This window comes from Ralstonia psammae, from assembly GCF_958405935.1.
Lineage (GTDB): Bacteria > Pseudomonadota > Gammaproteobacteria > Burkholderiales > Burkholderiaceae > Ralstonia > Ralstonia psammae.
Map to the genome: position 1 here is coordinate 563,465 of NZ_CATZBU010000003.1, position 21,233 is coordinate 584,697.

Here is a 21,233-nt window from a genome sequence, read left to right on the forward strand (position 1 = left end):
TTACTGGCCCGGCACCACGTTGTACTGCGTGCGGGCCCGCGTCAGCAGGCGCTTGGCGACAGACAGGCCGCGAATGGCGGCGGCATCGTCGTCGACCGGAAAATCAAACTCGGCGCTCCAATTGCAGCCGGTGTGATCGGGGCGGTGAATGCACATGGCGCGCAGTTCGCACTGTGCGCATTCCGGATGTTGCTGGACACAGCGGGCCAGCAAGGTCTTGAGTTCATCTTCGGACTTCAGGCGGCGTTGCATCGGCATCTCCTGGATAACAGGAAGTTGGAACCCCGAGCGCGCAGTGAGTTTCGCCATGATTCCGTCGATACTGTTTCAGCAAGTTACCGGATCACATCACGCGTTCAACCCGATCGCGCCGGACACGCCCGCGCGTGCCTGACACGCCGGACAGATGCCGTAGAGCGCCAGCGCATGATCGCGCAGCACAAAGCCGCGCTCGTTGGCCACACGCTCCTGCCGCGACTCGATGGCGTCGTCGTGAAACTCCTCCACACGGCCGCACGACAGGCAGATCAGGTGATCGTGATGTGCGCCCTCGTTCAACTCATACACGGCATGGCCGGCCTCGAACGTATGACGCAGCAGCACACCGGCGTCCACCAACTGATTGAGCACGCGATAGACCGTCGAAATGCCGATGTCGAGTTCCGACGTGAGCAACTGACGGTACACATCTTCCGCGCTCAGGTGGCGGCCGTGTTCCGTGCCGGCGGTGAGGATTTCCAGAATCTTGACGCGCGGTGAGGTGGCTTTGAGCCCCGCCCGGCGCAGGTCGGTCGAGTTTGGCATGGCGTTCGTTGGGGCGAGATTTGGGTACAGCAGGCGGGGCACTACAGCGGGTAAAGACCAGGAACGACAACATCGCAAGCATCCGCGCCGGTCGCTGAGTTCTTCAAAAAAAACGGCATGGCTGGCAGCCCGGAAAAGTCGCAGTCGGGAAAGCGGGGTCTGAGTGCTTTCCCGACTGTCGGGCGGCTTGCTACTGCCAAACGCTCTGTGTGTCAGAGCGGTCCCCACAAAAGATCGGTTGCCGGGCGCCGACCCGTGAAACAGCGGGCGCACGCATCGAAATTCGGTTCGATGCGCCGTGCCTTGGGGGATGTGCCCTGGAGGGCGGGTCCATCGGCTACAACGCTGTCGATGGACACACTATAAATGCGAATGATTCGCATTACAAGTCTTTTCTTTGGGTACTTTTGAAGACCCCGCGCCGGGCGTGGTTACCCGGCACTGCGGGGGCGTTACACCGGGCCGATCGCGTCGGCGTAGTCGCTGGGGGCAAAGCGCACGGTTGTGATCATCGACGCGATCACGATGGCAATCAGCAGCAGACACCTGGTACGAGATGGCGACGGCTATCGACAAGTCCCGACGATGCGGAATCCGGCGCCGCTGTCGCCCTCGGCGTGACGCCCTTCCTTATTTGCGCCGCGCTCCATCAGCCTCGACGGCGGGGTGCCATGCGAAGGCGTCTGCGGCAGTCACGACCGTGCCGATGCCGGGATACGGAAAGTGCGGCGCAAAGATGGTCTCGTGAGACGCCGCAAGCCGCGCCAGCGTTGCTCGGCGGTTGTCCTTGGCGACTTGCGGCTCGCTGTCAAAGCCCATCGTCCACTCCGGCTTTTGCAAGGAGAGGATGGCGCTGTGGGCGGCGTCCCCGATGTCGAGCAGACGGCTGCCGCCCGACACGACCTCATACCCCACATGCCCTGGCGTGTGCCCTTTCAACGGAACCGAGGTGATGGATGGCGTCACCTTGGCGCCGGCGTCAAACGGCTCGACTTGTGGCCCGATGACCTTGATGACCTCCGCCATGCCCGATTGCGTCTGCAAGGCAGCCCAATCGACGGAGGAGAACCAGATCTTTGCGTGGGGGAACGCAGATTCGCCCGCCTTTGTGAGAAGCCCGCCGATATGGTCCGGATGCGGGTGCGTGATCAGGACATCCGTGACCTGCGCGGCAGTGGCGTCGGCCAACTTGAGACTGTCGAGCAATACGCCCCCGACCTTCGGGCCGAGACCTGTGTCGATCAGTACGAGGTGGGCGCCATCGCGGACGAGCAAGGCATCGACGGGCAAGGTGATCTGGTCGGTGGGCGCCTGGGCCGCTTTCAAGACTTCAGCCACGGCGCTCGGGCCAACGTCGGCACCAAAGATTTTTCCGTCGTTGGGTAGCACGTACACACCGTCGGCAAGCGACGTCACGCGGAGCGCCCCGAAGGTGAACTGGGTCGCCGCAGGGGCGGCAGGGCCGGGGCCGGCAGCGATGGCGCCAATGGGTACCAGCAGGGCGGCCATTGCGGCGCTGAGCAATGCATTGAGCTTCATGGATGTGGTTCTCTCTTCAGTTGGAACGTGCTCGGGAAGTCGGGGGATCGCTTACACAGCTTTGGCGTCGGGCGCCCATCTGGCCGGAAAGTCCTCGGCGCGCAACGCAGGCATGGCCGCCACAACGGCGTAGTCGACGAGCTTGTGAACGTGGAACGAGTCTTTCTCCAGCATGGCGTCAAGCTCTGCGCGGTTTTCACAGCAGGCGAGCAGAAAACCGCCGGTTCGCGGTTCAAGCGGTCCGGCTAAAAGAATCCGCCCTTGCCTGGTGTAGTCGATGAGCCAATCGCGATGCGTATCGAGATGGCTTTCAATCTCCTGCATGGGACGGACGTAGTTCAGCGTGACGGCATACAGCATGGGTTCAATCTCCGGGTCGATCGGGTTGTTGGCGCGCGGACCGGCTTAAAGGGCTGCGGCGGACACGGCATCGCGCACGCCAGCCTGTGCCGCATTCATGGATTCGCAGCGTGCATCGGTGCCCCTGGAGAGCCGCTCCGCGCGTACGAAGCGGACGTCCGTGATGCCCAAAAAGCCGAACACTGCGCGCAGGTAGGCTTCCTGGAAGTCCATGGCCGCTGCCGGCCCGGCGGAGTACATGCCGCCGCGCGTGGAGGCGACGATCACCCGCTTGCCCTGGACCAAGCCCACAGGGCCGTTCTCCGTGTACTTGAACGTGCGGCCAACTTGCGCCACACGGTCAATCCATGCCTTCAACTGGCTCGGTACCGAAAAGTTGTACATCGGCGCGCCCACGACGATCACGTCGCTGGCCAGCAGTTCCCTGACCAGCGTTTCAGACCGTGCATGTTCGGCGCGGGTGGCGTCATCAAAGTCGCCAACGCCGGGGCTGCGGAAACCGGCGGCGATGGCACCGTCCAGATGCGGGATGGGCTCGACGGCCAGATCACGATGAACGACCACGGCCGCAGGGTGCTCACGGCGCAGTTCATCCGTGATTGCGGCGCTCAGGATGCGCGAAGCAGATGCATCGCCAAGGATGCTCGAATCGAGGTGCAGGATTTGCATGACGTCTCTCCAAAAAAGTGGTGGGATGGACGCCAAGATAGGGGGACGGCCCTTGCGCAACTAGGGGCGCGTTTCGTTACGGAGCGTCCTATGAATGAGACAATCCTTGCTCACCCTTGCCATCGCTTTTGGAGCACTGCCGTGGAGGATCTCAACGACCTCGTCATGTTTGCCGCTGTCGTAACGCATGGCAATTTTTCGAGCGCCGCACGGGCGCTCGGCATTCCAAAGTCTCGGGTCAGCCGCTGCGTGGCGGAGTTGGAAGAGCGGCTTGGCGTTCGGTTGCTGCAGCGGTCCACGCGGGCCGTGCGCGTGACGGATGTGGGCTCGGCCTTCTATGCGCACTGCGAGGCCATCACGCAATCCGCACGCGCGGCAATGGAAGTTGCCGAGCGCGCAAGCGACAAGCCTTCGGGGCGCCTGCGCGTGAGTTGTCCGGTCGGCGTTGCACATATCTTCCTGGCCCCGGTACTGGCCAAGTTTCTTGACGCGCAGCCCGATGTACGGCTGGAGCTTGAGCTGACCAACCGCCGGGTGGACGTCATCGCCGAAGGCTATGACGTGGCCTTGCGTATCCGGTCCACGCTGGATGATTCGGAGCTGGTCTTGCGCAGTTTTGGGCTCAGTGAACAGGTGCTTGCTGCTAGCCCAGCCTTTGTGGCAATGCGAGGCCCGTTTGATACGGTCGACGCGCTGCAAGGCGTGAACGGGGTCGGACCGGGCGGCGCGCGTGGCGAGCCTGCGCGTTGGGAAGTCACTGGCCCCGATGGCCTCACCCAGGACATCCACTACAAGCCGACGCTCGTGACCGACGATGTCTACCTGCTCGAGCAGATGGCAATCCGCAGTGCGGGCGTGGCGCAGTTGCCAGTGGATCTGTGCGGGCCGGCCATTCAGGATGGCCGGCTTGTGGTTCTGCTACCGGAATACCGGATGCCCGCACACCAGCTTCATGCGGTATTTCCGTCGCGCCGGGGGCTCGTGCCGGCAGTGCGCGCCTTCATCGAATTTCTTGCCGCAGAGTTGCCGGTCATGACCTCGGCGGCCCGCCATCCGGAGGAGACGGCGCGGCCCAGCGCCCAGTGACGTGGCGACGAGCGGTGAGACCACCCGCCCCATGCGCCTTCGTCGCCAGCGCATTCAACGGTGCGCTTCTTTGGCAGCGCGCTCGATCAGGTTGACCACCACGGCAGGGTGCGAGACCAACGACATGTGGCTCGATTTGACCGATGTGACGCGGGCGCCGATCAGTTGCGCCAACTCACGCTGCACGGGCGTCTTGAGCGCGTGATCCTGTTCGGTAACGAGATACCACGTTGGCTTGTCGTGCCATGCCGCATGCGAAACCTTGCCTTCAAAAGCGGCCGTTGAAATGGGTACCTGCGTCGCGGCAAGAACGCGGGCGCGGGGTTCCGGCACATCGCCCGCCATGACTTGGCGATAGGCGGCGGGATCGTCGAGCCAGATCAAGCCGTCGGCATCGGGTTTCAAGCCATCCATGGGCGCCTTCAGGCGCGTGAGCAAGTCCGACACGGACTCCCCGCTGTCCGGTACGAGCGCCGAGAGGTAGACGATGCCTTTGACGTTGTCTGCGTTCCCCGCTTCAGTCACCACGGCACCGGCATAGGAGTGCCCCACCAGAATGACATCGCCCGACTGCCGGGCCAGAACACGCCGCGTGGCGGCAACATCGTCCGCCAGTGAGGTGAGCGGATTCTGCACGGCGGTGACGTGATAGCCCTTGCGCTGCATTGCGGTGATGACCTCCGACCAACTGGACCCGTCGGCAAACGCTCCGTGCACCAGGACAATGTTCCGGATGGGGTGATGCACTTCCTTTGCCTCACTTGTTACGGTGAACATGCTTGCCGTGAGCCCGATGATGATTGCGGCAGCTTTGAGCCATCGCAGTGCGGTATTGGTGGGGCCGGCACGAAGGGTTCGGATGCTGCGGCCGTGAAGAAATGGAATGACTGAGCGACTCGGGAATGCGTTCATGGGCGGATCTCGCACGTTGGAGGAAAAACGGGGTCAAGCAGATGCTGCGTCTAGGGGCGTGAGAAGAGCGTGCTCAAATACGCACGAACGTCACGGATGGCTGCTTCGCGCGCCTGGGCGTTGGCACCGACGTGCGGGTCCAATTGAACGCACGCATCCTTGAAGCTGAATTCGGATTGCGTCGCGAGGTTGATCAATATCCCCTTCTCGTCTTCGGCAATCTCGCACGCGCGCACGGTTTGCGAACCCTTGGCAACCGTGGGCGCCATGTCGAACGGCAGATCGAATGCATGATGCGCATCGGGGTATACCGTCATCGCGACGTCGTGACCGGACTCGCGCAGCCGGTCTACATAAGCGGCGCACTTTTGGGGTGGGTCGTAGTCGTCCGCAGCGCCATGGAATTCCCTGATCGGTGCATCTACGTCGGTGTCGTTCTTATAGCGGGTCATGCAGTCCGGATAAAACGGAAGGTATGCCTGGAAGCGCGCACCGCTCGTATTCCACAGCCGGTGAAGCCGGCGCATCGCCGCATAGAGCGTGGCCTGCCCTCCGCGCGAAAACCCCATCAGGACGATTCTTTGGGGATCGATGCGCGAATGATGCGCGAGAACGGAGAGCGCGCCATACGCGTCGATGATGAGATTCAACCGACCCAGTTGGCTTTGGTCACGACTCGTCGAAACGATGCCTCGCCCCGTGAAGCCGTCGATGGTGAACGTGGCAATGCCCATGGCGTTGAATATGCGTTCCCACATCTCGATGTTGGGGCCAATGCCGCTCGAACCGTGAATGAGCACCACCGCCGGTTGACGCCCGCTCGCCTGCGCGAGGCGCAGCACGCCACCCACTGTCACCGGCTTTCCATCTTTGCTGCCGGTCAAGACCTGACTGTCCGACAGCGTAAGCGACGGGATCGCATGCACTTCAACATGCGCCGCGATATCACCGCTTTGCGCCTGTGATTGGGTAGCCCAGCAGCACAGGGCGAGCGCGAAAACAGTCAACCACTTCATTGCCACCCCCTCGCGATTCAACCTTCAGTTTTGAGCGTGCCGCGCGAAATCTGGTCGCGCTCCAACGACTCGAACAGCGCCTTGAAGTTGCCTTCTCCGAAACCTTCGTCGCCCTGGCGTTGAATGAATTCAAAAAAGACCGGCCCAAGCACGGTTTGAGAAAAGATCTGCAGCAGCAGACGAGGTTTCCCTCCGGAAGTGCTTCCGTCCAGCAGGATGCCCCGCGCCTTCAACTGCTCGATCGGCTGCCCATGATTCGGCAGGCGTGCCTCCAATGCGTCGTAGTAATAGTCGTTCGGAGCGGTCATCAACGGCACGCCGGCCAATTGGAGCTGGTCGATGGTGTCGAGCAGATTGTCCGTCAGAAGCGCGATGTGCTGAATCCCTTCTCCATTGAATTGCAGGAGGAACTCTTCGATCTGGCCGCTGCCCCTGGATGATTCTTCATTCAGGGGAATCCGGATTTTCCCGTCGGGCGCCGTCATCGCTCGCGACGCCAGTCCTGTGTATTCGCCCTGGATGTCGAAGTATCGAAGTTCTCGAAAGTTGAACAGGTTTTCGTAGAAGGTCGCCCAGAACGCCATGCGGCCACGGTAGACGTTGTGCGTCAGATGGTCGATGCGCTTCAGTCCATATCCCGTGGGGTGCGTATCGGCGCCTTCGATGAATGCGAAGTCGATGTCGTAGATGGACTTGCCGTCTTCAAACCGGTCGATGAGATAGATCGGCGCACCACCAATGCCTTTGATGGCGGGTAATCGCAACTCCATGGGGCCCGTCGGAATATCGACCGGTTGGGCGCCGAGTTCAAGCGCGCGGTGGAACGCTTGATGTGAATCCTTGACCCGGAACGCCATGCCGCACGCGCTGGGCCCGTGTTCGGCCGCAAAGTATGCGGCCAGGCTTTTCGGCTCACGGTTGACGATGAAATTGATCTCCCCTTGTCTATAAAGAAGAACGTCTTTCGAACGATGTCGCGCGACGAGGGTAAAGCCGAGCGTCTCAAATATAGGTTCGAGCGTGTTTGGCAAGGGGGATGCGAATTCCACAAACTCGAATCCCATCAAGCCCATCGGGTTGCTAAAAAGGTCGGTCATCAGCGTTCTCCACGCGTTTGCTGTTTCCTGTTCACTCGACTGCGGTCACCAGCTCCGGCACCACGGTGTTCAGGTCGCCCACGAGGCCGTAATCGGCCACCTGGAAGATCGGCGCTTCCGGATCCTTGTTGATCGCGACGATCACCTTGGAGTCCTTCATGCCGGCCAGGTGCTGGATCGCACCCGAGATACCCACAGCGATGTACAGCTGCGGCGCGACGATCTTGCCCGTCTGGCCAACCTGGTAGTCATTCGGCACGAAGCCGGCGTCCACTGCGGCGCGCGAAGCACCCAGCGCGGCACCCAGCTTGTCGGCCAGCGGCGTCAGCACCTTGGTGTAGTTCTCGCCCGAGCCCACGCCACGGCCACCAGAGACGATGATCTTGGCGGCGGTCAGTTCCGGGCGGTCGCTCTTCGTCACTTCGCGCGAGACGAATTGCGAGATGCCGGCGTCGGCCACTGCGCTCAGGTTCTCGGTTGCAGCGGAGCCACCGGTGGCAGCAGCCGGGTCGAATGCCGTGCCGCGCACGGTGATCACCTTCACCTTGTCGGCCGATTGCACGGTGGCGATCGCGTTGCCGGCGTAGATCGGGCGCTCGAACGTGTCGGGGCTGTCGACCTTGGTGATGTCGGACAGTTGGGCCACGTCCAGCTTGGCGGCAACACGCGGCAGGATGTTCTTGCCGTAGGCGGTGGCGGGCGCCAGGATGTGGCTGTAGTTGCCAGCAATGGCCAGCGCCTGCTCGGCGACGTTCTCTGCCAGGCCATCGGCAAACTGGGGCGCGTCAGCCACCAGCACCTTGGTCACGCCGGCGATCTGCGCGGCAGCTTGTGCAGCCGCGCCGCAGCCAGCGCCGGCCACCAGCACGTGGACGTCACCGCCGCATTGGGCGGCTGCCGCCACGGTGTTCAGCGTCGCGGCCTTGATGGATTGATTGTCGTGTTCAGCAATAACGAGTGCAGTCATGTTTGTTCTCCCCGCGCTCAGATAACTTTGGCTTCGGTCTTCAGCTTGGACACCAGCGTGGCCACATCGGGCACCATCACGCCGGCGCTGCGCTTGGCGGGCTCGACCACCTTCAGCGTCTTCAGGCGCGGTGCAACATCCACGCCCAGGTCTTCCGGCTTGACCGTATCGAGCTGCTTCTTCTTCGCCTTCATGATGTTCGGCAGCGTCACGTAGCGCGGCTCGTTCAGGCGCAGGTCGGTGGTGACCACGGCCGGCAGCTTGACCGACAGGGTTTCCAGGCCGCCGTCCACTTCACGCGTGACCGAGGCCTTGCCGTCGGCAACCTGCACCTTCGAGGCGAACGTGGCTTGCGGCAGGCCCGCCAGCGCAGCCAGCATCTGGCCGGTCTGGTTGGCGTCGTCGTCAATCGCCTGCTTGCCCAGGATGATCAGCTGCGGCTGTTCCTTGTCGACCAGCGCCTTGAGCAGCTTGGCGACAGCCAGCGGCTGCAGCTCTTCGGCGGTCTCGACCAGGATGCCGCGGTCGGCGCCGATGGCCATGGCGGTGCGCAGGGTTTCCTGGCACTGCGCCACGCCGCACGACACGGCGATCACTTCAGTCGCGACGCCCGCTTCTTTCAGGCGAACCGCCTCTTCCACGGCGATCTCGTCGAACGGGTTCATGCTCATCTTGACGTTGGCTAGATCGACACCGCTGCCGTCCGTCTTCACGCGAACCTTCACGTTGTAATCGATCACGCGCTTGACTGCGACCAGGACTTTCATCGTGCTTTCCTTCTTGCTGTTTATAGAATCCGGCCGCTGTTCAGAATGGAATCGGGGTCGAGCAACGCCTTGAGGCTGCGCATCAGCGAGATTTCCTCCGTGGACCGGCTGTTATGTAGGAACGCCTTCTTTATGACGCCGATGCCATGTTCGGCCGAGATAGAACCGCCTACTTCCCGCACTGCCGTGTAGACGATGTCCTCGACGCAATGCAGGTTCTCGTCCGTCATGTGGGGGCCCGACAGAACATGCAGGTTGCCGTCGCCGATGTGTCCGAAGAACAGATGCCGCTGTTCGGGAAACCTTTGCGTCAGAACCTCTCGCGTCGATTCGACGAAGGTCTCCATGGCAGCCATCGGGATGCCCACATCAAACGCAGCATGCGGTTTCATCTGCGCCAGCAGTTCCCCGACGGTTTCGCGGTATTGCCATAGTTGATCCTTGCCATCGAGCGACTGCGCAACGATGACGTCCATCACCGCCTCTGCCTCCAACGCTTCACCCAGGAAGGCCTCGAGTTGCCGGCGTTCTTCTTCCTCGTTGGCGCCTTGCGTTTCAATCAAGACATAGACGGGCGCCTCTACTGAGAATGGCTGGCGAAGTGATGCAACCTGGATGGCCGCGGCCATGAAGTCCGCCCACATGACTTCAAATGCTGAGAGGCTGGGCAGGGCCATACGGGCCCGCCGAAGGAGTTGAGCAGCAGCAGAGAATGACGGCATGGCGCACAACGCCGTGCAGGAGCTGGTCGGCTTGGGTGATAGCTTGAGAACGAGCCGCGTAATGACACCCAGTGTCCCCTCACTGCCAATGAAAAGATGCTTCAGGTCGATGCCGGTCGTGTTCTTCTCGACTCGATTGAGCATCGTGAGGAGCGTGCCGTTGGGCAAGGCGACTTCGACACCCAACACCATGGCGCGCATGGTTCCGTAACGGATGACGCGGTTTCCGCCCGCATTCACTGCCGCGTTTCCGCCCAGCTGACACGATCCCCGCGCGCCGAGATCCAATGGGAATGACCAACCGTGCTCTTCAACGCGCTGCTGCAGCGCTTCAAGAACCACGCCGGCTTGTACGACAGCGATACCCCCAACAGCATCGATCTCTTCGATGCGATTCAGCCGCGATAAGGAAAGTGCAATCTCACCCGTGCGCGGCGTGCCGCCGCCAGCAAGCCCGGTCAGCCCGCCTTGCACGACGACCGGCTGGCGAAAGCGCGAGCACACGTCGAGCGCGGCAGCCACCTGTTGCGGCGTCTGCGGAAGCAGGACGAGCCTTGGCGATTGCTTTGGTGCTTCGCTCCAGTCCCCCGCGTACGCAGACACGATGTCTTCGTCACGGACGGTGCCACCCTCTCCGAGCACATCGGCCAGCGCGGCATACAAGTCTTCCATGTGGTGCGTCATGATGCAGAGTCCCGGTTGAGCAGGCTGTCAGTTGCCGTGGGGCGATTGGTCTGGGAGACCAAATACGATGGCGCCCGAGGCGAAGAGACATCCGGCAATAACGTAGAGCGCCAGGTTCGTGTTGCCGGTGTGATCGACAATCCAACCGACCATGTACGGGCTCAGGAATCCGGCGAGGTTGCCCACTGAGTTGATCAACGCAATGCCTGCAGCGGCCGCCACGCCGCCGAGCATGGAAGTGGGAATCCGCCAGAACACAGGCGCAAGACACTGCAAACCCATGCAAGCCAGCGTGAGCGCCCCAATGGAGAGGGCTCTGTGGTCGCTATATGCGGCGCTCAGGGCCAACCCGGCCGCTCCGGCAATCGCCGCCACAAGGTAGTGCCACCGATGCTCGTTTCGATGGTCGGCACTGTGTCCGACTGCAAGCATGGCGACAATGCCGAAGGCGTACGGAATGGCAGAAAGCAATCCAACTTCAGAGGGCGACTGCACGCCCATGCTCTTGATGATGGACGGAAGCCAGAACCCGAATCCGTACTGGCCCATGGCTGCGCCGAAGTAGACCAGTGCCAGGACCCACACCATGGGCCGCCGAAACGCGGCAGACAATGAAACCGCCGTTTTGCGTTGGCTATCCGCTTGAATGTTGGAAGCCAGCAGATGCTGTTCGGCCGGGGTCAGCCATCTGGCGCCACGGATGTCGTCGTCCAGATAGAAGAGCGCGGCGATGCCAATCAGCAGCGAGGGAACGCTCTCGATAAGGAAGAGCCACTGCCAGCCGGCCAAGGCTCGATAGCCATCAAACGCCGTCAGGATCCATCCCGAAAGCACACCGCCGCTGACCCCCGCGATGGGGATTGCCGTCATGAAGATGGCGATCACGCGGCTCCTTCGATTGGCGGGATACCAGTAAGTCAGATACAGGATGATGGCGGGAAAAAAACCGGCTTCGGCGGCCCCGATGAGCAAACGCACCACGTAGAAGGCCGTGGTGGAATGAACGAACGCCATGGCCCCCGTCAGCAATGCCCACGTGATCATGATTCGCGCGATCCAGCGGCGCGCGCCGACACGGTGCATGACGAGGTTGCTCGGGACCTCGAAGAGGAAGTAAGCGAGGAAAAAAATGCCCGCGCCGAAGCCATAGGCCTGCTCGCTCCACCCCAACTGCGAAACCATCTGAAGTTTGGCGAACGCGACATTGACGCGGTCTAGAAACGCGATCACGAAGCACAGGCAAAGAAACGGGACCAAACGCCACGTGACTTTTCTGTATGCGCGTTCTTCGGAATCGTCCGTCGTGGCGAGGGCCGCAATGGTGGGGGGCGCCATGGTGTCTCCTTGAGTGGAACCGCTCATTTTTTTCTTGGACTGGCGAGAGCATGCGGCAGGGTATAGAACAAAACAATCGATGAATAATGGCCTATCATTAAGTTCGCCTTATGAATCGATCGCGTATGTCTCAAGCACGATTTACCCCAAGACAACTCCACGCCTTCCTGACCGTCGCAGACGTTCGTAGCTTTGCCAAAGCGGGTGAGCGGATGAATCTGTCGGCCTCGGCAATCAGCCAGCTCGTGGCGGAACTGGAAGCTGCGGTGGGTTTTCGGCTGTTTGATCGGACCACCCGCAGCGTGATGCTGTCCCCTGCGGGTCGTGAGTTCCTGGCACCTGCGAGAAGCGTGCTGAAGCACATTGAATTGGCTCAGTCATCAGCGGACGACATCCGCAATCGCGCGGCAGGCATCGTGCGCGTCGCCGCGCCTCTGGTGGTGGCCAGCACCATCCTGCCTGCGGCGATCAAGGCATACGCAAAGGACCACCCCAAGGTGGTGATCCGCATCCGCGACGCGGCAGTGGACGATCTCATCAACATGGTGGTCAATGCTGACGTCGATCTCGCGATCGGGCCCGACCAGGGGGTATCGGAGGATGTCGCGAGCATCGGCCTGTTCCAGAGTCCTTGGGTCCTTTGGTGTGCGCGCAGCCACCCGCTCGCAAAGCGGCGGGAAATTGCATGGGCAGACTTGCGCCATCAGCCGCTGGTGGCGGCGGGTCGGGACTACGAGCGCAACGTATCGCTGATGCGGGCCGGCGCTGACGAGCACGAGCGCATTGCACCCATGGATATCGTGGACAACATCAGCACAGCGCTGGGGATGGCGGCCGAAGGGTTGGCGCTCACGCTTGCGCCGGCTTATGTCGGTTTGCTGGGCCGCCCGCTGGGTCTAGTGATGCGACACATCGTCGATCCGGAGGTGGTGCGCCAAGTGTGTCTCTATCACTCCGCAAGCCGGACAGTCTCGCCCGCGGCCGAAGGGTTTCGCGACCACCTGATTGACTGGCTCAGAGGCAAAGACGATCTCGGGATGGCCGCAAGAAAGAGCACGTGATCTTTCACTGGAACTGGGCAGGCGCGCACCATCCGGTTACGCGAACACGCTATCGATCCGCGGTCCAATACTGCTCTATGCGCTCTCTCGGTCAATGATGGCGAACCCGGTATCGATGCACCGCGGCCCCGCGGGGGGCGCCGTCTCGAAGCGTTCAAGCAACGCCTCTGCCGTCCGCTTGCCGATATCGGCGCCGCCCACCTTGACGGTGGACAGCGCGGGATGCAATTGCGCCGCCATGCTCAGATCGCCGAAGCCCATCACCGCGAGATCCGTTGGCACTTGAATGCCGCGGCTGGCCGCTTCCATCAGAACGCCCTCGGCGAGCGTGTCAGAGCTGCAGACGATGATGTCCGGCGTGGTGTATTCGAGCATGTGCGACAGCCCTCGCCGTCCGCCCTCAAGCGTTGCGGGCGCGGGCAGCGTTTCGAATGGGCATTCGCTGATGCCGTGTCTCGCGAGTTCTGCCCTGAAGCTTTCACATCGCCGCAAGCCGCGTGGGTCGTTGACCGAGATGACGCCGAACCGGTGATAGCCCTTCTGCAGAAGATGGCGAGCAACCTCTCGCCCCACTTGCTCGTGCGAAAAGCCGATCACCATATCGATCGGCTTCTCGGTCAGATCCCAGATTTCCACGACCGGGATTCCTGTTCTGGTCAAACGATCGATGGTCGTGTTGGTGTGGTCTGTCCCCGCGAGAACGATGGCATCCGGCCGGCGCCCCAGCAGTGCCTCGACCAAGGCCTCTTCGCGACTGGCGGAGTAACCGGTCAAACCAATGAGCGTCTGGTAGTTGGCCACCGACAATCCGTCCATCAGCGCCTGAACCGTCTCGGCAAAGATTGAGCTGGCAATGGTGGGCAACAGCACGGCCACCAGCCGGCTTCGGCTACTGGCGAGCCCGCCGGCAAGCATATTCGGCACGTATCCCGTTGCGCGCACGGCTGCCAATACCTTCTTCTGCGTTTCCTCCCGCACGAGTTCAGGACGATGAAGCGCTCGCGAAACCGTCATGGGCGCGACGCCGGCCACACGCGCGACATCGATGAGCGTCACGCTGGGCGCCCCACTCGCTCGCGCGTCGGGCGAGCGGCTCTTCAGTTTTCGGACCATGTGTCCTCTCCGGATAGTGGATGAGGTGCGACGAAGGGCGCTGTCGACCTCCGATGTCGCCGCAGGGTAAACGAGGATGATTGCGCAATCAATTCTACTTGAATGATTGCGCAATCATCTAATAATGGCCTCATCGACGGCAGCGAATCCCAGTTGCATGGGAGCCCGGGCCGGCGAAAAAGAGAACTCGCTCAACCACGGAAGCGAGCCATGGCGTCCAACAGGAGACCTGTATGCCCACATCCGCCCAATCCACGCACCGAACCCGCGTGCGATGGTTCATCTTGTCGATGATCTTCATCGTGACGGTGTTCAACTATGTGGATCGCGCCACGCTCTCCATCGCCGCACCCAGGATGCGCCACGACCTGGGCTTTGACGCGTTGGCCATGGGCATTGCGTTTTCGGCGTTCGGATGGGCCTACACCGCCATGCAGATTCCGGGCGGTCTGATTCTCGACCGGCTTGGTGCGCGTGTCGTGCTCGGGGTCAGCCTGATCACATGGTCGGTCCTGACATTCCTGCAAGGCTATGTGCACCTGTTTGCGGCGTCTGCCTTCATCGTGCTGTTTGTGCTGCGCTTTCTGATGGGGGTGGCAGAGTCGCCTGCCTTCCCGTGTAACAGCCGGCTCACGGTGATGTGGTTCCCCAGTCAGGAACGCGGGCTGGCGACATCAGTGTTCCAGTCGGCCCAGTACTTTGCGTTGGCCGTGTTCACCCCGGTCATGACGTTCACCGTCAGCACATGGGGATGGCAGTACGTCTTCTTCACCACGGGCGCCGTGGGCGTCCTGCTGGGCCTGATCTGGCTGCGCGTGGTCCGTGAGCCGTCCAAACATGCCCGTGTGAATACGGCGGAGCTTGAGTACATCTCCGCCGGTGGCGGCCTGCCGACCATGGCAGATGGTCCGAGCCCGTTCAGCTGGCGTCAGGTCAAGGCCATCTCGGCAAACCGCATGATGGTCGGTATCTACATCGGTCAGTTCTGCCTCACTTCAATTACCTGGTTCTTTCTGACGTGGTTCCCGACGTATCTGATCGAGGCCAAAGGCATGTCGATCCTGAAGGTGGGCCTGGTGGCGGCGATTCCGGCCGTGGCCGGCTGCCTGGGCGGCATCATCGGTGGCCTGTGGTCTGACTGGATGCTCAAGCGCGGCTTTAGCCTGACCGCCGCGCGCAAGGTGCCGATCATCACCGGCCTGGCGCTATCGAGCTGCATCGTCATTGCCAACTACGTGCAGTCAACCGCCGTTGTGGTGCTGGTGATGTCGGTCGCGTTCTTCGCCAAAGGCATCGGCAATCTTGGCTGGTGCATCGTGGGCGATGTCTCGCCCAGGAAGGCCATGGGCATCAGCGGCGGCATCTTCAACCTGTGCGGCAATCTCGCCAGCATCGTCACGCCGTTGGCTATTGGTTGGATGATCAAGCAGACCGGTTCGTTTGAGGCCGCGCTCACGTACGTTGCAGGCGTGGCGCTGGTTGGTGCGTTCTCTTACCTGCTGGTTGTCGGCAAGCTGGAGCGCCTTCCCTCCGAACCGGCACCGGACACCCATTCCGCTTCATCAAGGGCACCTGCGGAGTCGCTGCCTTGACTGCGATGCAGCAGCCATTGAACTTCCTGTCTCTTCTCTCAAGCAATCACCATGAACCATCCTGACAGCCTTCTTGCCTACCAGCTTGTCCGCGATCGCATCGAGCACATCCGCATCAGCTCGGTGTTCCTGCCGCTTGCGAACCCCATCAGCGACGCCAAGGTCCTGACAGGTCGTCAGAAGCCGATGACCGAAATCGCCATCCTCTTTGTCGAGATCAGTACGGCAGACGGCCATCGCGGCCTGGGCTTCAGCTACTCCAAGCGTGCCGGCGGCCCCGGTCAGTTTGCGCATGCCAAGGAGATTGCGCCGGTGCTGATCGGCGAAGACCCGAATGACATTGCGCGCCTGTGGGACAAACTTGCGTGGGCCGGCGCATCGGTGGGCCGTAGCGGTCTGGCCGTTCAGGCGATCGGCGCGTTCGACGTCGCGTTGTGGGACATGAAGGCCAAACGCGCCAATCTGTCGCTTGCCAAGCTGCTAGGTGCGCAACGCGATTCCGTGCGTTGCTACAACACCTCAGGCGGCTTCCTTCACACGCCGCTGGACCAGTTGCTGGTGAACACCGACATCTCGCGCGCCAAGGGCATCGGGGGCATCAAGCTCAAGGTGGGCCAGCCCGATCGCGCCCTGGATGTGAAGCGTGTCGCAGCGGTGCGAGAGCATCTCGGTGACGATTTCCCGCTCATGGTCGACGCCAACCAGCAGTGGGACCGCCCGACTGCCCAGCGCATGTGCCGCACCTTCGAGCCCTTCAACCTCGTTTGGATCGAAGAGCCGCTCGATTGCTACGACGCTGAAGGCCATGCCGCACTCGCCGCCCAGTTCGACACACCGATCGCCACCGGTGAGATGCTTACCAGTGTGTCGGAACACTGGGAGTTCATCCGGCAGCGTGGGGCGGATTACCTCATGCCGGATGGCCCGCGCGTCGGCGGCATCACCCCGTTCCTCAAGATTGCCGCGCTGGCCGATCACGCCGGTCTCATGCTCGCGCCGCACTTTGCAATGGAGCTGCACGTTCACCTTGCCGCAGCGTACTCGCGTGAACCGTGGGTCGAGCATTTCGAGTGGCTGGAACCGCTGTTCAACGAGAGGCTGGAAACGCGCGATGGCCGCATGATGGTGCCGACGCGGCCTGGCCTTGGCCTGTCCTTGAGCGAGCGCGTCGCCGGGTGGACAGCTCTGGCGGCGGAAATCACGAATGCAGGGTAAGCAACGCGACATGTGTCGCTAGGACCGAGCCGGAAGGAGATTTCAGCGGCAGACATGGACGGGTTCTGCAGGTAGGGCTTCGCCAGCGCTTCTCGCAAACCGTCAGGAGTTTCCTGGTAACGCGTGCCCTCCTCCTTCAACCGTCGCTGAAGTGTACAGGTGCTAACGTGCAACTTACTGCAGACCACGCGCATCGAGGGTTCACCAGCCGGCAACGTTGCGCAACCGCTCCAGTCCAAATCGGCAAGCCGCGATAATCTCGGCGACCCCTATCGGCTGTTCCGCTGCCGCTCGATATTGAATTGCACGGACGTTCGCCCGAGGGGGCTGAACCCAGCAAAGGCAATCGGCGAAATCAGAGCCATGCTTGCCCGCCGCATCATTTGAATTGGTTCGACCCCACGCGCGACACTTGGAGAACGCATCTCTGTGCTGTGAGACCGCGTGGTCCGACTCGCTACGCCCGCCCGCCGCGGCACCCTGTGCGACGACGTCGCTCACGATTGACGTGCCTGCCATGCCTCGTAGAGGCCCTGCTCGCCCGTCGGCTTGGACGAATGCAGTTGCAACTCACCGCCTTCCGGCGCGCGACGCATCTCGGCATACAGGGCGGCGGTCGACATGCCAAACGGCTCGCCATCTTCGTTCGAATACGCAAAGTAGGCCGCGCGAATGCCGCAGCGATGCATCGCTGCAAAACACATCGGGCACGGATGACCGCTGGCGTACATCACCACACCGCGCAAGTCGGGCGTGGCCAGTGCGTGGCTGGCCTGGCGGATGCCCTGCATTTCGGCGTGTGCGGTGGGGTCGCTGGTGGTGTGCACCTCGTTGACGGCACGCGCGACGATCTTGCCATCGCGTACCAGCACCGCCCCAAATGGCAGGCCGCCGGCGTTGACGTTACCGCGCGCAAGCTCCACGGCCTCGCGCATGTACCGGTCATGGGACATCGATTCTCCCCATACAAACATTGCCGGTCGATTATGGTTGCGCCCCTAAACATGTTCAAATTAAATAGTGAAACGATGTTCAGTGGGTTTTCAAATGATTGATCTTGTCTTGCTGCGTAGCTTTGTCACCGTGGTGGACACAGGCAACTTCACACGGGCGGCAGAGCATTTGCATCTGACCCAATCGACCGTCAGCCAGCAGATCCTGCGTCTGGAGCAGCAACTGGATTGCCGCCTGCTCGACCGCAGCAAGCGCCAGGTGTTGCCTACCGAAGAAGGCGACCGCCTGCTCGGCTACGCACGCCGTCTGCTACGCCTGGCCAATGAAGCCAGCGAGGCGCTCAGCCCCGAACACACCGGGGGCGTGCTGCGCCTGGGTGTGCCGGAAGACCTCGGCAGCGGTGCGCTGATGCCGCTCATTGCCAGCTTTGCACGCGAGCGCCCACGGCTGCGTCTGGAAGTGGAAAGCGGCCTTTCTCACCACCTGCTGCGCCTGTATCGCAATGGCGATCTGGACATGCTGCTCGTCAAGCAATGGGGTACCGATAGTGACTGCCATGCGCGCTGGGCCGAACCGGTCTGCTGGATCGACAGCGCCGAGCGGCCACACACGCTGCCGCTCGGCGCGTCGCAACCTCCGTTGCCGCTGGTGGTGTTTCCGGTCGGCGCGCTGTATCGGCAGGAGATGCTGCACGCGCTGGAATCGATCGGCCAACCGTGGCGCATCACGTATTCGAGTCCGAGCCTGGCGAGCCTGTGTGCGGCGGTCAGCGCTGGGTTGGGTGTGAGCCTGCTGCCGGCCAGCACCGTGCAGGCCGGGCATCGCGTGGTTGGCGCTGCCGATGGTTTGCCGGAGATCGGTGGGCTGGAGCTGGCGCTGTTTGCGCGACCCGACCTCGACAGCGCGGGGCGCGCGTTGCGCGATCGCCTTGTCGACATGTGCTCCGCGCGTGCGCAGGCGCTGCAGTCCGCCGCTGGCTGAGCACCGAGGCATCAAAGAAAAAGCCGGACCCGCAGATTGCGGAGTCCGGCTCGGTACGAGTACGGCTTCGTTCAGCTTCAGGCAGCTTCGGCCAGCGGCACGCGGATCAGATGATCGAACGCCGACAGTGCAGCCTTCGCACCATCGCCCGTCGCGATGATGATCTGCTTGTACGGCGTCGTGGTCGCATCGCCTGCGGCGAACACGCCTTCCGCGCTGGTCTGGCCACGTGCATCGACGACGATCTCGCCGAAGCGGTTGCGCTCAAGTGCGCCGTCCAGCCATTCGGTGTTGGGCACCAGGCCGATCTGCACGAACACGCCTTCGAGCGCGACAGTGTGCTCGACGCCGCCCACGCGGTCCTTGTAACGCAGGCCATTGACCTTCTGGCCGTCACCGGTGATCTCGGTCGTCTGCGCGTTGGTGACGATGGTCGCATTCGGCAGGCTTTGCAGCTTGCGCACCAGCACGGCATCGGCCTTCAGCTCACTGGCAAACTCCAGCAGCGTGACGTGGTTCACCAGGCCGGCCAGATCGATGGCGGCTTCCACGCCCGAGTTGCCACCACCGATCACGGCCACGCGCTTGCCCTTGAACAGCGGGCCGTCGCAGTGCGGGCAATACGCCACGCCCTTGTTCTTGTATTCCTGCTCGCCGGGCACGTTGACGTTGCGCCAGCGCGCACCGGTCGACAGGATGACCGAGCGGCCCTTGAGCACCGCGCCGTTGGCCAGCGTCACCTCGGCAAAGCCGCCAGGCGCAGCCGCAGGCGTGAGCTTGACCGCGCGCTGCGTATTCATGATGTCGACGTCGTACTGGCGCACGTGCTGCTCCAGCGCGGCGGCAAACTTCGGCCCTTCCGTCTCCTGCACGGAGATGAAGTTCTCGATGCCCAGCGTGTCGAGCACCTGCCCGCCAAAGCGCTCGGCCACCACGCCGGTGCGCACGCCCTTGCGCGCCGCATACACAGCGGCAGCAGCACCGGCAGGCCCACCGCCGACGATCAGTACGTCAAACGCTTCCTTGGCGGCGAGCTTTTCAGCGTCACGCGCGGCCGCGCCAGTGTCGATCTTGGCGAGAATCTCTTCCACGCCCATGCGGCCCGTGCCGAATGTCTCACCGTTCAGGAACACGGTCGGCACAGCCATGATCTGGCGCGCTTCGATTTCGCCCTGGAACAGCGCACCATCAATGGCGACATGCTGGATGCGCGGGTTGATCACGGACATCACGTTCAGCGCCTGGACCACGTCGGGGCAGTTCTGGCACGTGAGCGACATGTAGGTCTCGAAGCGGAACTCCCCTTCGATATTGCGAATCTGTTCGACGACGTCGGCTTCGAGCTTGGGCGCGTAGCCGCCCACCTGCAGCAACGCCAGCACAAGCGAGGTGAACTCGTGGCCCGTCGGGATCGCTGCAAAACGCACGCTCACATCGGCGCCGGTGCGACGGATCAGAAACGAGGGCGCGCGCTCGGCGGCGTCGCGTTGTTCGGTCAGCACGATCATGCTGGACTGCTCGGCCACGTCGCGCAGCAGGTCCATCATGTCGCGGGAGCCCTCGCTGTCATCGACGTTGGCGACCAGCTCAATGGGCTGCACGAGGCGTTCGAGGTAGGCCTTCAGTTGGGCCTTGACATCAGCATCCAGCATGACGACTTCCTTTGTATTCATTGAATCCGTAACAGGGCGTGGCACATGCCGTCGCCCTTAAGCAAACGGCCGGCAGTGCCGGCCGTTTTTCATGCTGCCCGAGAGCAGCAAACAGCCTTGAAATTTAGATCTTGCCGACCAGGTCGAGCGACGGCTTGATCGTCTTGGCGCCTTCGTTCCACTTGGCCGGGCACACGTTGCCGGGGTTGTTGGCGACGAACTGGGCAGCCTTGAGCTTGCGCAGGGTTTCCTTCACGTCACGGGCGATGGCGTTGTCGTGCACTTCCATCGTCTTGATCACGCCTTGCGGGTCGATCACGAACGTGCCGCGCAGTGCCAGGCCTTCTTCCGGAATGTGCACGCCGAATGCGTTGGTCAGCGCGTGGGTCGGGTCGCCCACCAGCGGGAACTGTGCCTTGCCCACGGCCGGCGACGTTTCGTGCCACACCTTGTGCGAGAAGTGCGTGTCAGTCGTGATGATGTAGACCTCGGCGCCAGCCTTCTGGAATTCTGCGTAGTTGTCCGCTGCGTCTTCCACTTCGGTCGGGCAGTTGAACGTGAATGCGGCCGGCATGAAGATCAGCACGGACCACTTGCCCTTGAGCGACTCATCCGAGACTTCGATGAACTTGCCGTTGTGGAACGCTTGGGCCTTGAACGGTTGGACTTGAGTATTGATCAGCGACATAGTGGTTTTCGGTTGGGTT

The 21,233-nt window shown here is 62.2% G+C and carries 21 protein-coding genes and 1 pseudogene; 6 read left to right on the top strand and 16 right to left on the bottom strand.

Translation table 11 applies throughout. The annotated features are described in order from the left end of the window. The 5 genes from R2N16_RS09280 to R2N16_RS09300 form a co-directional block, all read right to left on the bottom strand. Entirely contained in the window at positions 1 to 252 is a 252-nt protein-coding gene (locus tag R2N16_RS09280; RefSeq protein ID WP_316665336.1) for a hypothetical protein, read from the bottom strand. 96 nt (positions 253 to 348) lie between these two features. Next, positions 349 to 804 (bottom strand): ferric iron uptake transcriptional regulator, encoded by a 456-nt coding sequence (fur, locus tag R2N16_RS09285; RefSeq protein ID WP_316665337.1) that lies wholly within the window; start codon positions 802 to 804, stop codon positions 349 to 351. 630 nt (positions 805 to 1,434) lie between these two features. After that, on the bottom strand, positions 1,435 to 2,343 hold the full coding sequence (locus R2N16_RS09290; protein ID WP_316665338.1) for an MBL fold metallo-hydrolase: 909 nt from the start codon (positions 2,341 to 2,343) through the stop codon (positions 1,435 to 1,437). A 51-nt stretch (positions 2,344 to 2,394) separates the two neighbouring features. Beyond that, positions 2,395 to 2,703: a YciI family protein gene (locus R2N16_RS09295; RefSeq protein WP_316665339.1), complete on the bottom strand. Its 309-nt coding sequence runs from the start codon at positions 2,701 to 2,703 to the stop codon at positions 2,395 to 2,397. Positions 2,704 to 2,748: 45 nt separating this feature from the next. Beyond that, entirely contained in the window at positions 2,749 to 3,372 is a 624-nt protein-coding gene (locus R2N16_RS09300; RefSeq protein WP_316665340.1) for an FMN-dependent NADH-azoreductase, read from the bottom strand. 141 nt (positions 3,373 to 3,513) lie between these two features. On the opposite strand from R2N16_RS09300, the gene R2N16_RS09305 reads away from it, so the two are divergent. Then, on the top strand, positions 3,514 to 4,458 hold the full coding sequence (locus tag R2N16_RS09305) for a LysR family transcriptional regulator (RefSeq protein WP_316665341.1): 945 nt from the start codon (positions 3,514 to 3,516) through the stop codon (positions 4,456 to 4,458). Between the two features lie 54 nt (positions 4,459 to 4,512). Here the strand turns inward: R2N16_RS09305 and R2N16_RS09310 are convergent, their stop codons facing one another. The 7 genes from R2N16_RS09310 to R2N16_RS09340 form a co-directional block, all read right to left on the bottom strand. Next, a complete protein-coding gene (locus R2N16_RS09310) occupies positions 4,513 to 5,205 on the bottom strand; it encodes an alpha/beta fold hydrolase (protein WP_316665342.1) in 693 nt (230 codons plus the stop codon). Between the two features lie 215 nt (positions 5,206 to 5,420). Continuing rightward, the gene (locus R2N16_RS09315; protein WP_316665343.1) at positions 5,421 to 6,386 is read right to left on the bottom strand and encodes a dienelactone hydrolase family protein; all 966 of its coding nucleotides are present in this window, start codon (positions 6,384 to 6,386) and stop codon (positions 5,421 to 5,423) included. Positions 6,387 to 6,403: 17 nt separating this feature from the next. Further along, on the bottom strand, positions 6,404 to 7,483 hold the full coding sequence (gene hppD, locus R2N16_RS09320; protein WP_316665344.1) for a 4-hydroxyphenylpyruvate dioxygenase: 1,080 nt from the start codon (positions 7,481 to 7,483) through the stop codon (positions 6,404 to 6,406). Between the two features lie 31 nt (positions 7,484 to 7,514). Then, the gene (locus R2N16_RS09325; protein WP_316665345.1) at positions 7,515 to 8,450 is read right to left on the bottom strand and encodes an electron transfer flavoprotein subunit alpha/FixB family protein; all 936 of its coding nucleotides are present in this window, start codon (positions 8,448 to 8,450) and stop codon (positions 7,515 to 7,517) included. 17 nt (positions 8,451 to 8,467) lie between these two features. Further along, positions 8,468 to 9,217, bottom strand: a complete 750-nt coding sequence (locus tag R2N16_RS09330) for an electron transfer flavoprotein subunit beta/FixA family protein (RefSeq protein WP_316665346.1) — start codon at positions 9,215 to 9,217, stop codon at positions 8,468 to 8,470. Between the two features lie 20 nt (positions 9,218 to 9,237). Then, positions 9,238 to 10,623, bottom strand: a complete 1,386-nt coding sequence (locus R2N16_RS09335; RefSeq protein WP_316665347.1) for an FAD-binding oxidoreductase — start codon at positions 10,621 to 10,623, stop codon at positions 9,238 to 9,240. Positions 10,624 to 10,650: 27 nt separating this feature from the next. Further along, positions 10,651 to 11,958, bottom strand: coding sequence for an MFS transporter (locus R2N16_RS09340; RefSeq protein WP_316665348.1), 1,308 nt, complete (start codon positions 11,956 to 11,958; stop codon positions 10,651 to 10,653). Between the two features lie 125 nt (positions 11,959 to 12,083). On the opposite strand from R2N16_RS09340, the gene R2N16_RS09345 reads away from it, so the two are divergent. Further along, positions 12,084 to 13,019 carry a LysR family transcriptional regulator gene (locus R2N16_RS09345; protein ID WP_316665349.1) on the top strand — a complete coding sequence of 312 codons (936 nt, stop codon included), beginning with the start codon at positions 12,084 to 12,086 and terminating at the stop codon, positions 13,017 to 13,019. A gap of 75 nt (positions 13,020 to 13,094) precedes the next feature. On the opposite strand, the gene R2N16_RS09350 is transcribed toward R2N16_RS09345, so the two are convergent. After that, positions 13,095 to 14,132, bottom strand: a complete 1,038-nt coding sequence (locus R2N16_RS09350; RefSeq protein ID WP_316665350.1) for a LacI family DNA-binding transcriptional regulator — start codon at positions 14,130 to 14,132, stop codon at positions 13,095 to 13,097. Positions 14,133 to 14,365: 233 nt separating this feature from the next. Between R2N16_RS09350 and R2N16_RS09355 the strand changes: the two genes are divergently transcribed. From R2N16_RS09355 to sdhB, 3 genes and pseudogenes are all read left to right on the top strand, one after another. Continuing rightward, complete coding sequence (locus tag R2N16_RS09355; protein WP_316665351.1) at positions 14,366 to 15,724, top strand: MFS transporter; 1,359 nt, start codon at positions 14,366 to 14,368, stop codon at positions 15,722 to 15,724. 51 nt (positions 15,725 to 15,775) lie between these two features. Continuing rightward, the gene (locus R2N16_RS09360; RefSeq protein ID WP_316665352.1) at positions 15,776 to 16,939 is read left to right on the top strand and encodes an L-talarate/galactarate dehydratase; all 1,164 of its coding nucleotides are present in this window, start codon (positions 15,776 to 15,778) and stop codon (positions 16,937 to 16,939) included. Positions 16,940 to 17,188: 249 nt separating this feature from the next. Continuing rightward, positions 17,189 to 17,326 (top strand): annotated as a pseudogene (sdhB, locus tag R2N16_RS09365) (succinate dehydrogenase iron-sulfur subunit); the annotation flags it as partial. Positions 17,327 to 17,436: 110 nt separating this feature from the next. Here sdhB and R2N16_RS09370 read toward each other — a convergent pair. Further along, the gene (locus R2N16_RS09370; RefSeq protein WP_316665354.1) at positions 17,437 to 17,892 is read right to left on the bottom strand and encodes a nucleoside deaminase; all 456 of its coding nucleotides are present in this window, start codon (positions 17,890 to 17,892) and stop codon (positions 17,437 to 17,439) included. Between the two features lie 94 nt (positions 17,893 to 17,986). Here R2N16_RS09370 and R2N16_RS09375 point away from each other — a divergent pair, with 94 nt between their 5' ends. Next, positions 17,987 to 18,874, top strand: a complete 888-nt coding sequence (locus R2N16_RS09375; protein ID WP_316665355.1) for a LysR family transcriptional regulator — start codon at positions 17,987 to 17,989, stop codon at positions 18,872 to 18,874. A gap of 77 nt (positions 18,875 to 18,951) precedes the next feature. Here R2N16_RS09375 and ahpF read toward each other — a convergent pair whose 3' ends face one another. Together ahpF and ahpC are read right to left on the bottom strand one after the other, a co-directional pair. Then, complete coding sequence (gene ahpF / locus R2N16_RS09380) at positions 18,952 to 20,526, bottom strand: alkyl hydroperoxide reductase subunit F (protein ID WP_316665356.1); 1,575 nt, start codon at positions 20,524 to 20,526, stop codon at positions 18,952 to 18,954. Positions 20,527 to 20,650: 124 nt separating this feature from the next. Next, positions 20,651 to 21,214, bottom strand: coding sequence for an alkyl hydroperoxide reductase subunit C (gene ahpC, locus R2N16_RS09385; protein WP_316665357.1), 564 nt, complete (start codon positions 21,212 to 21,214; stop codon positions 20,651 to 20,653). Between the last annotated feature and the right edge of the window lie 19 nt (positions 21,215 to 21,233).

Coding starts and splice junctions, on each gene's coding strand:
- R2N16_RS09280 (WP_316665336.1), bottom strand. CDS start 252: ATGCAACGCCGCCTGAAGTCCGAAGATGAACTCAAGACCTTGCTGGCC.
- fur (WP_316665337.1), bottom strand. CDS start 804: ATGCCAAACTCGACCGACCTGCGCCGGGCGGGGCTCAAAGCCACCTCA.
- R2N16_RS09290 (WP_316665338.1), bottom strand. CDS start 2,343: ATGAAGCTCAATGCATTGCTCAGCGCCGCAATGGCCGCCCTGCTGGTA.
- R2N16_RS09295 (WP_316665339.1), bottom strand. CDS start 2,703: ATGCTGTATGCCGTCACGCTGAACTACGTCCGTCCCATGCAGGAGATT.
- R2N16_RS09300 (WP_316665340.1), bottom strand. CDS start 3,372: ATGCAAATCCTGCACCTCGATTCGAGCATCCTTGGCGATGCATCTGCT.
- R2N16_RS09315 (WP_316665343.1), bottom strand. CDS start 6,386: ATGAAGTGGTTGACTGTTTTCGCGCTCGCCCTGTGCTGCTGGGCTACC.
- hppD (WP_316665344.1), bottom strand. CDS start 7,483: ATGACCGACCTTTTTAGCAACCCGATGGGCTTGATGGGATTCGAGTTT.
- R2N16_RS09325 (WP_316665345.1), bottom strand. CDS start 8,450: ATGACTGCACTCGTTATTGCTGAACACGACAATCAATCCATCAAGGCC.
- R2N16_RS09330 (WP_316665346.1), bottom strand. CDS start 9,217: ATGAAAGTCCTGGTCGCAGTCAAGCGCGTGATCGATTACAACGTGAAG.
- R2N16_RS09335 (WP_316665347.1), bottom strand. CDS start 10,623: ATGACGCACCACATGGAAGACTTGTATGCCGCGCTGGCCGATGTGCTC.
- R2N16_RS09340 (WP_316665348.1), bottom strand. CDS start 11,958: ATGGCGCCCCCCACCATTGCGGCCCTCGCCACGACGGACGATTCCGAA.
- R2N16_RS09345 (WP_316665349.1), top strand. CDS start 12,084: ATGTCTCAAGCACGATTTACCCCAAGACAACTCCACGCCTTCCTGACC.
- R2N16_RS09350 (WP_316665350.1), bottom strand. CDS start 14,132: ATGGTCCGAAAACTGAAGAGCCGCTCGCCCGACGCGCGAGCGAGTGGG.
- R2N16_RS09355 (WP_316665351.1), top strand. CDS start 14,366: ATGCCCACATCCGCCCAATCCACGCACCGAACCCGCGTGCGATGGTTC.
- R2N16_RS09360 (WP_316665352.1), top strand. CDS start 15,776: ATGAACCATCCTGACAGCCTTCTTGCCTACCAGCTTGTCCGCGATCGC.
- R2N16_RS09370 (WP_316665354.1), bottom strand. CDS start 17,892: ATGTCCCATGACCGGTACATGCGCGAGGCCGTGGAGCTTGCGCGCGGT.
- R2N16_RS09375 (WP_316665355.1), top strand. CDS start 17,987: ATGATTGATCTTGTCTTGCTGCGTAGCTTTGTCACCGTGGTGGACACA.
- ahpF (WP_316665356.1), bottom strand. CDS start 20,526: ATGCTGGATGCTGATGTCAAGGCCCAACTGAAGGCCTACCTCGAACGC.
- ahpC (WP_316665357.1), bottom strand. CDS start 21,214: ATGTCGCTGATCAATACTCAAGTCCAACCGTTCAAGGCCCAAGCGTTC.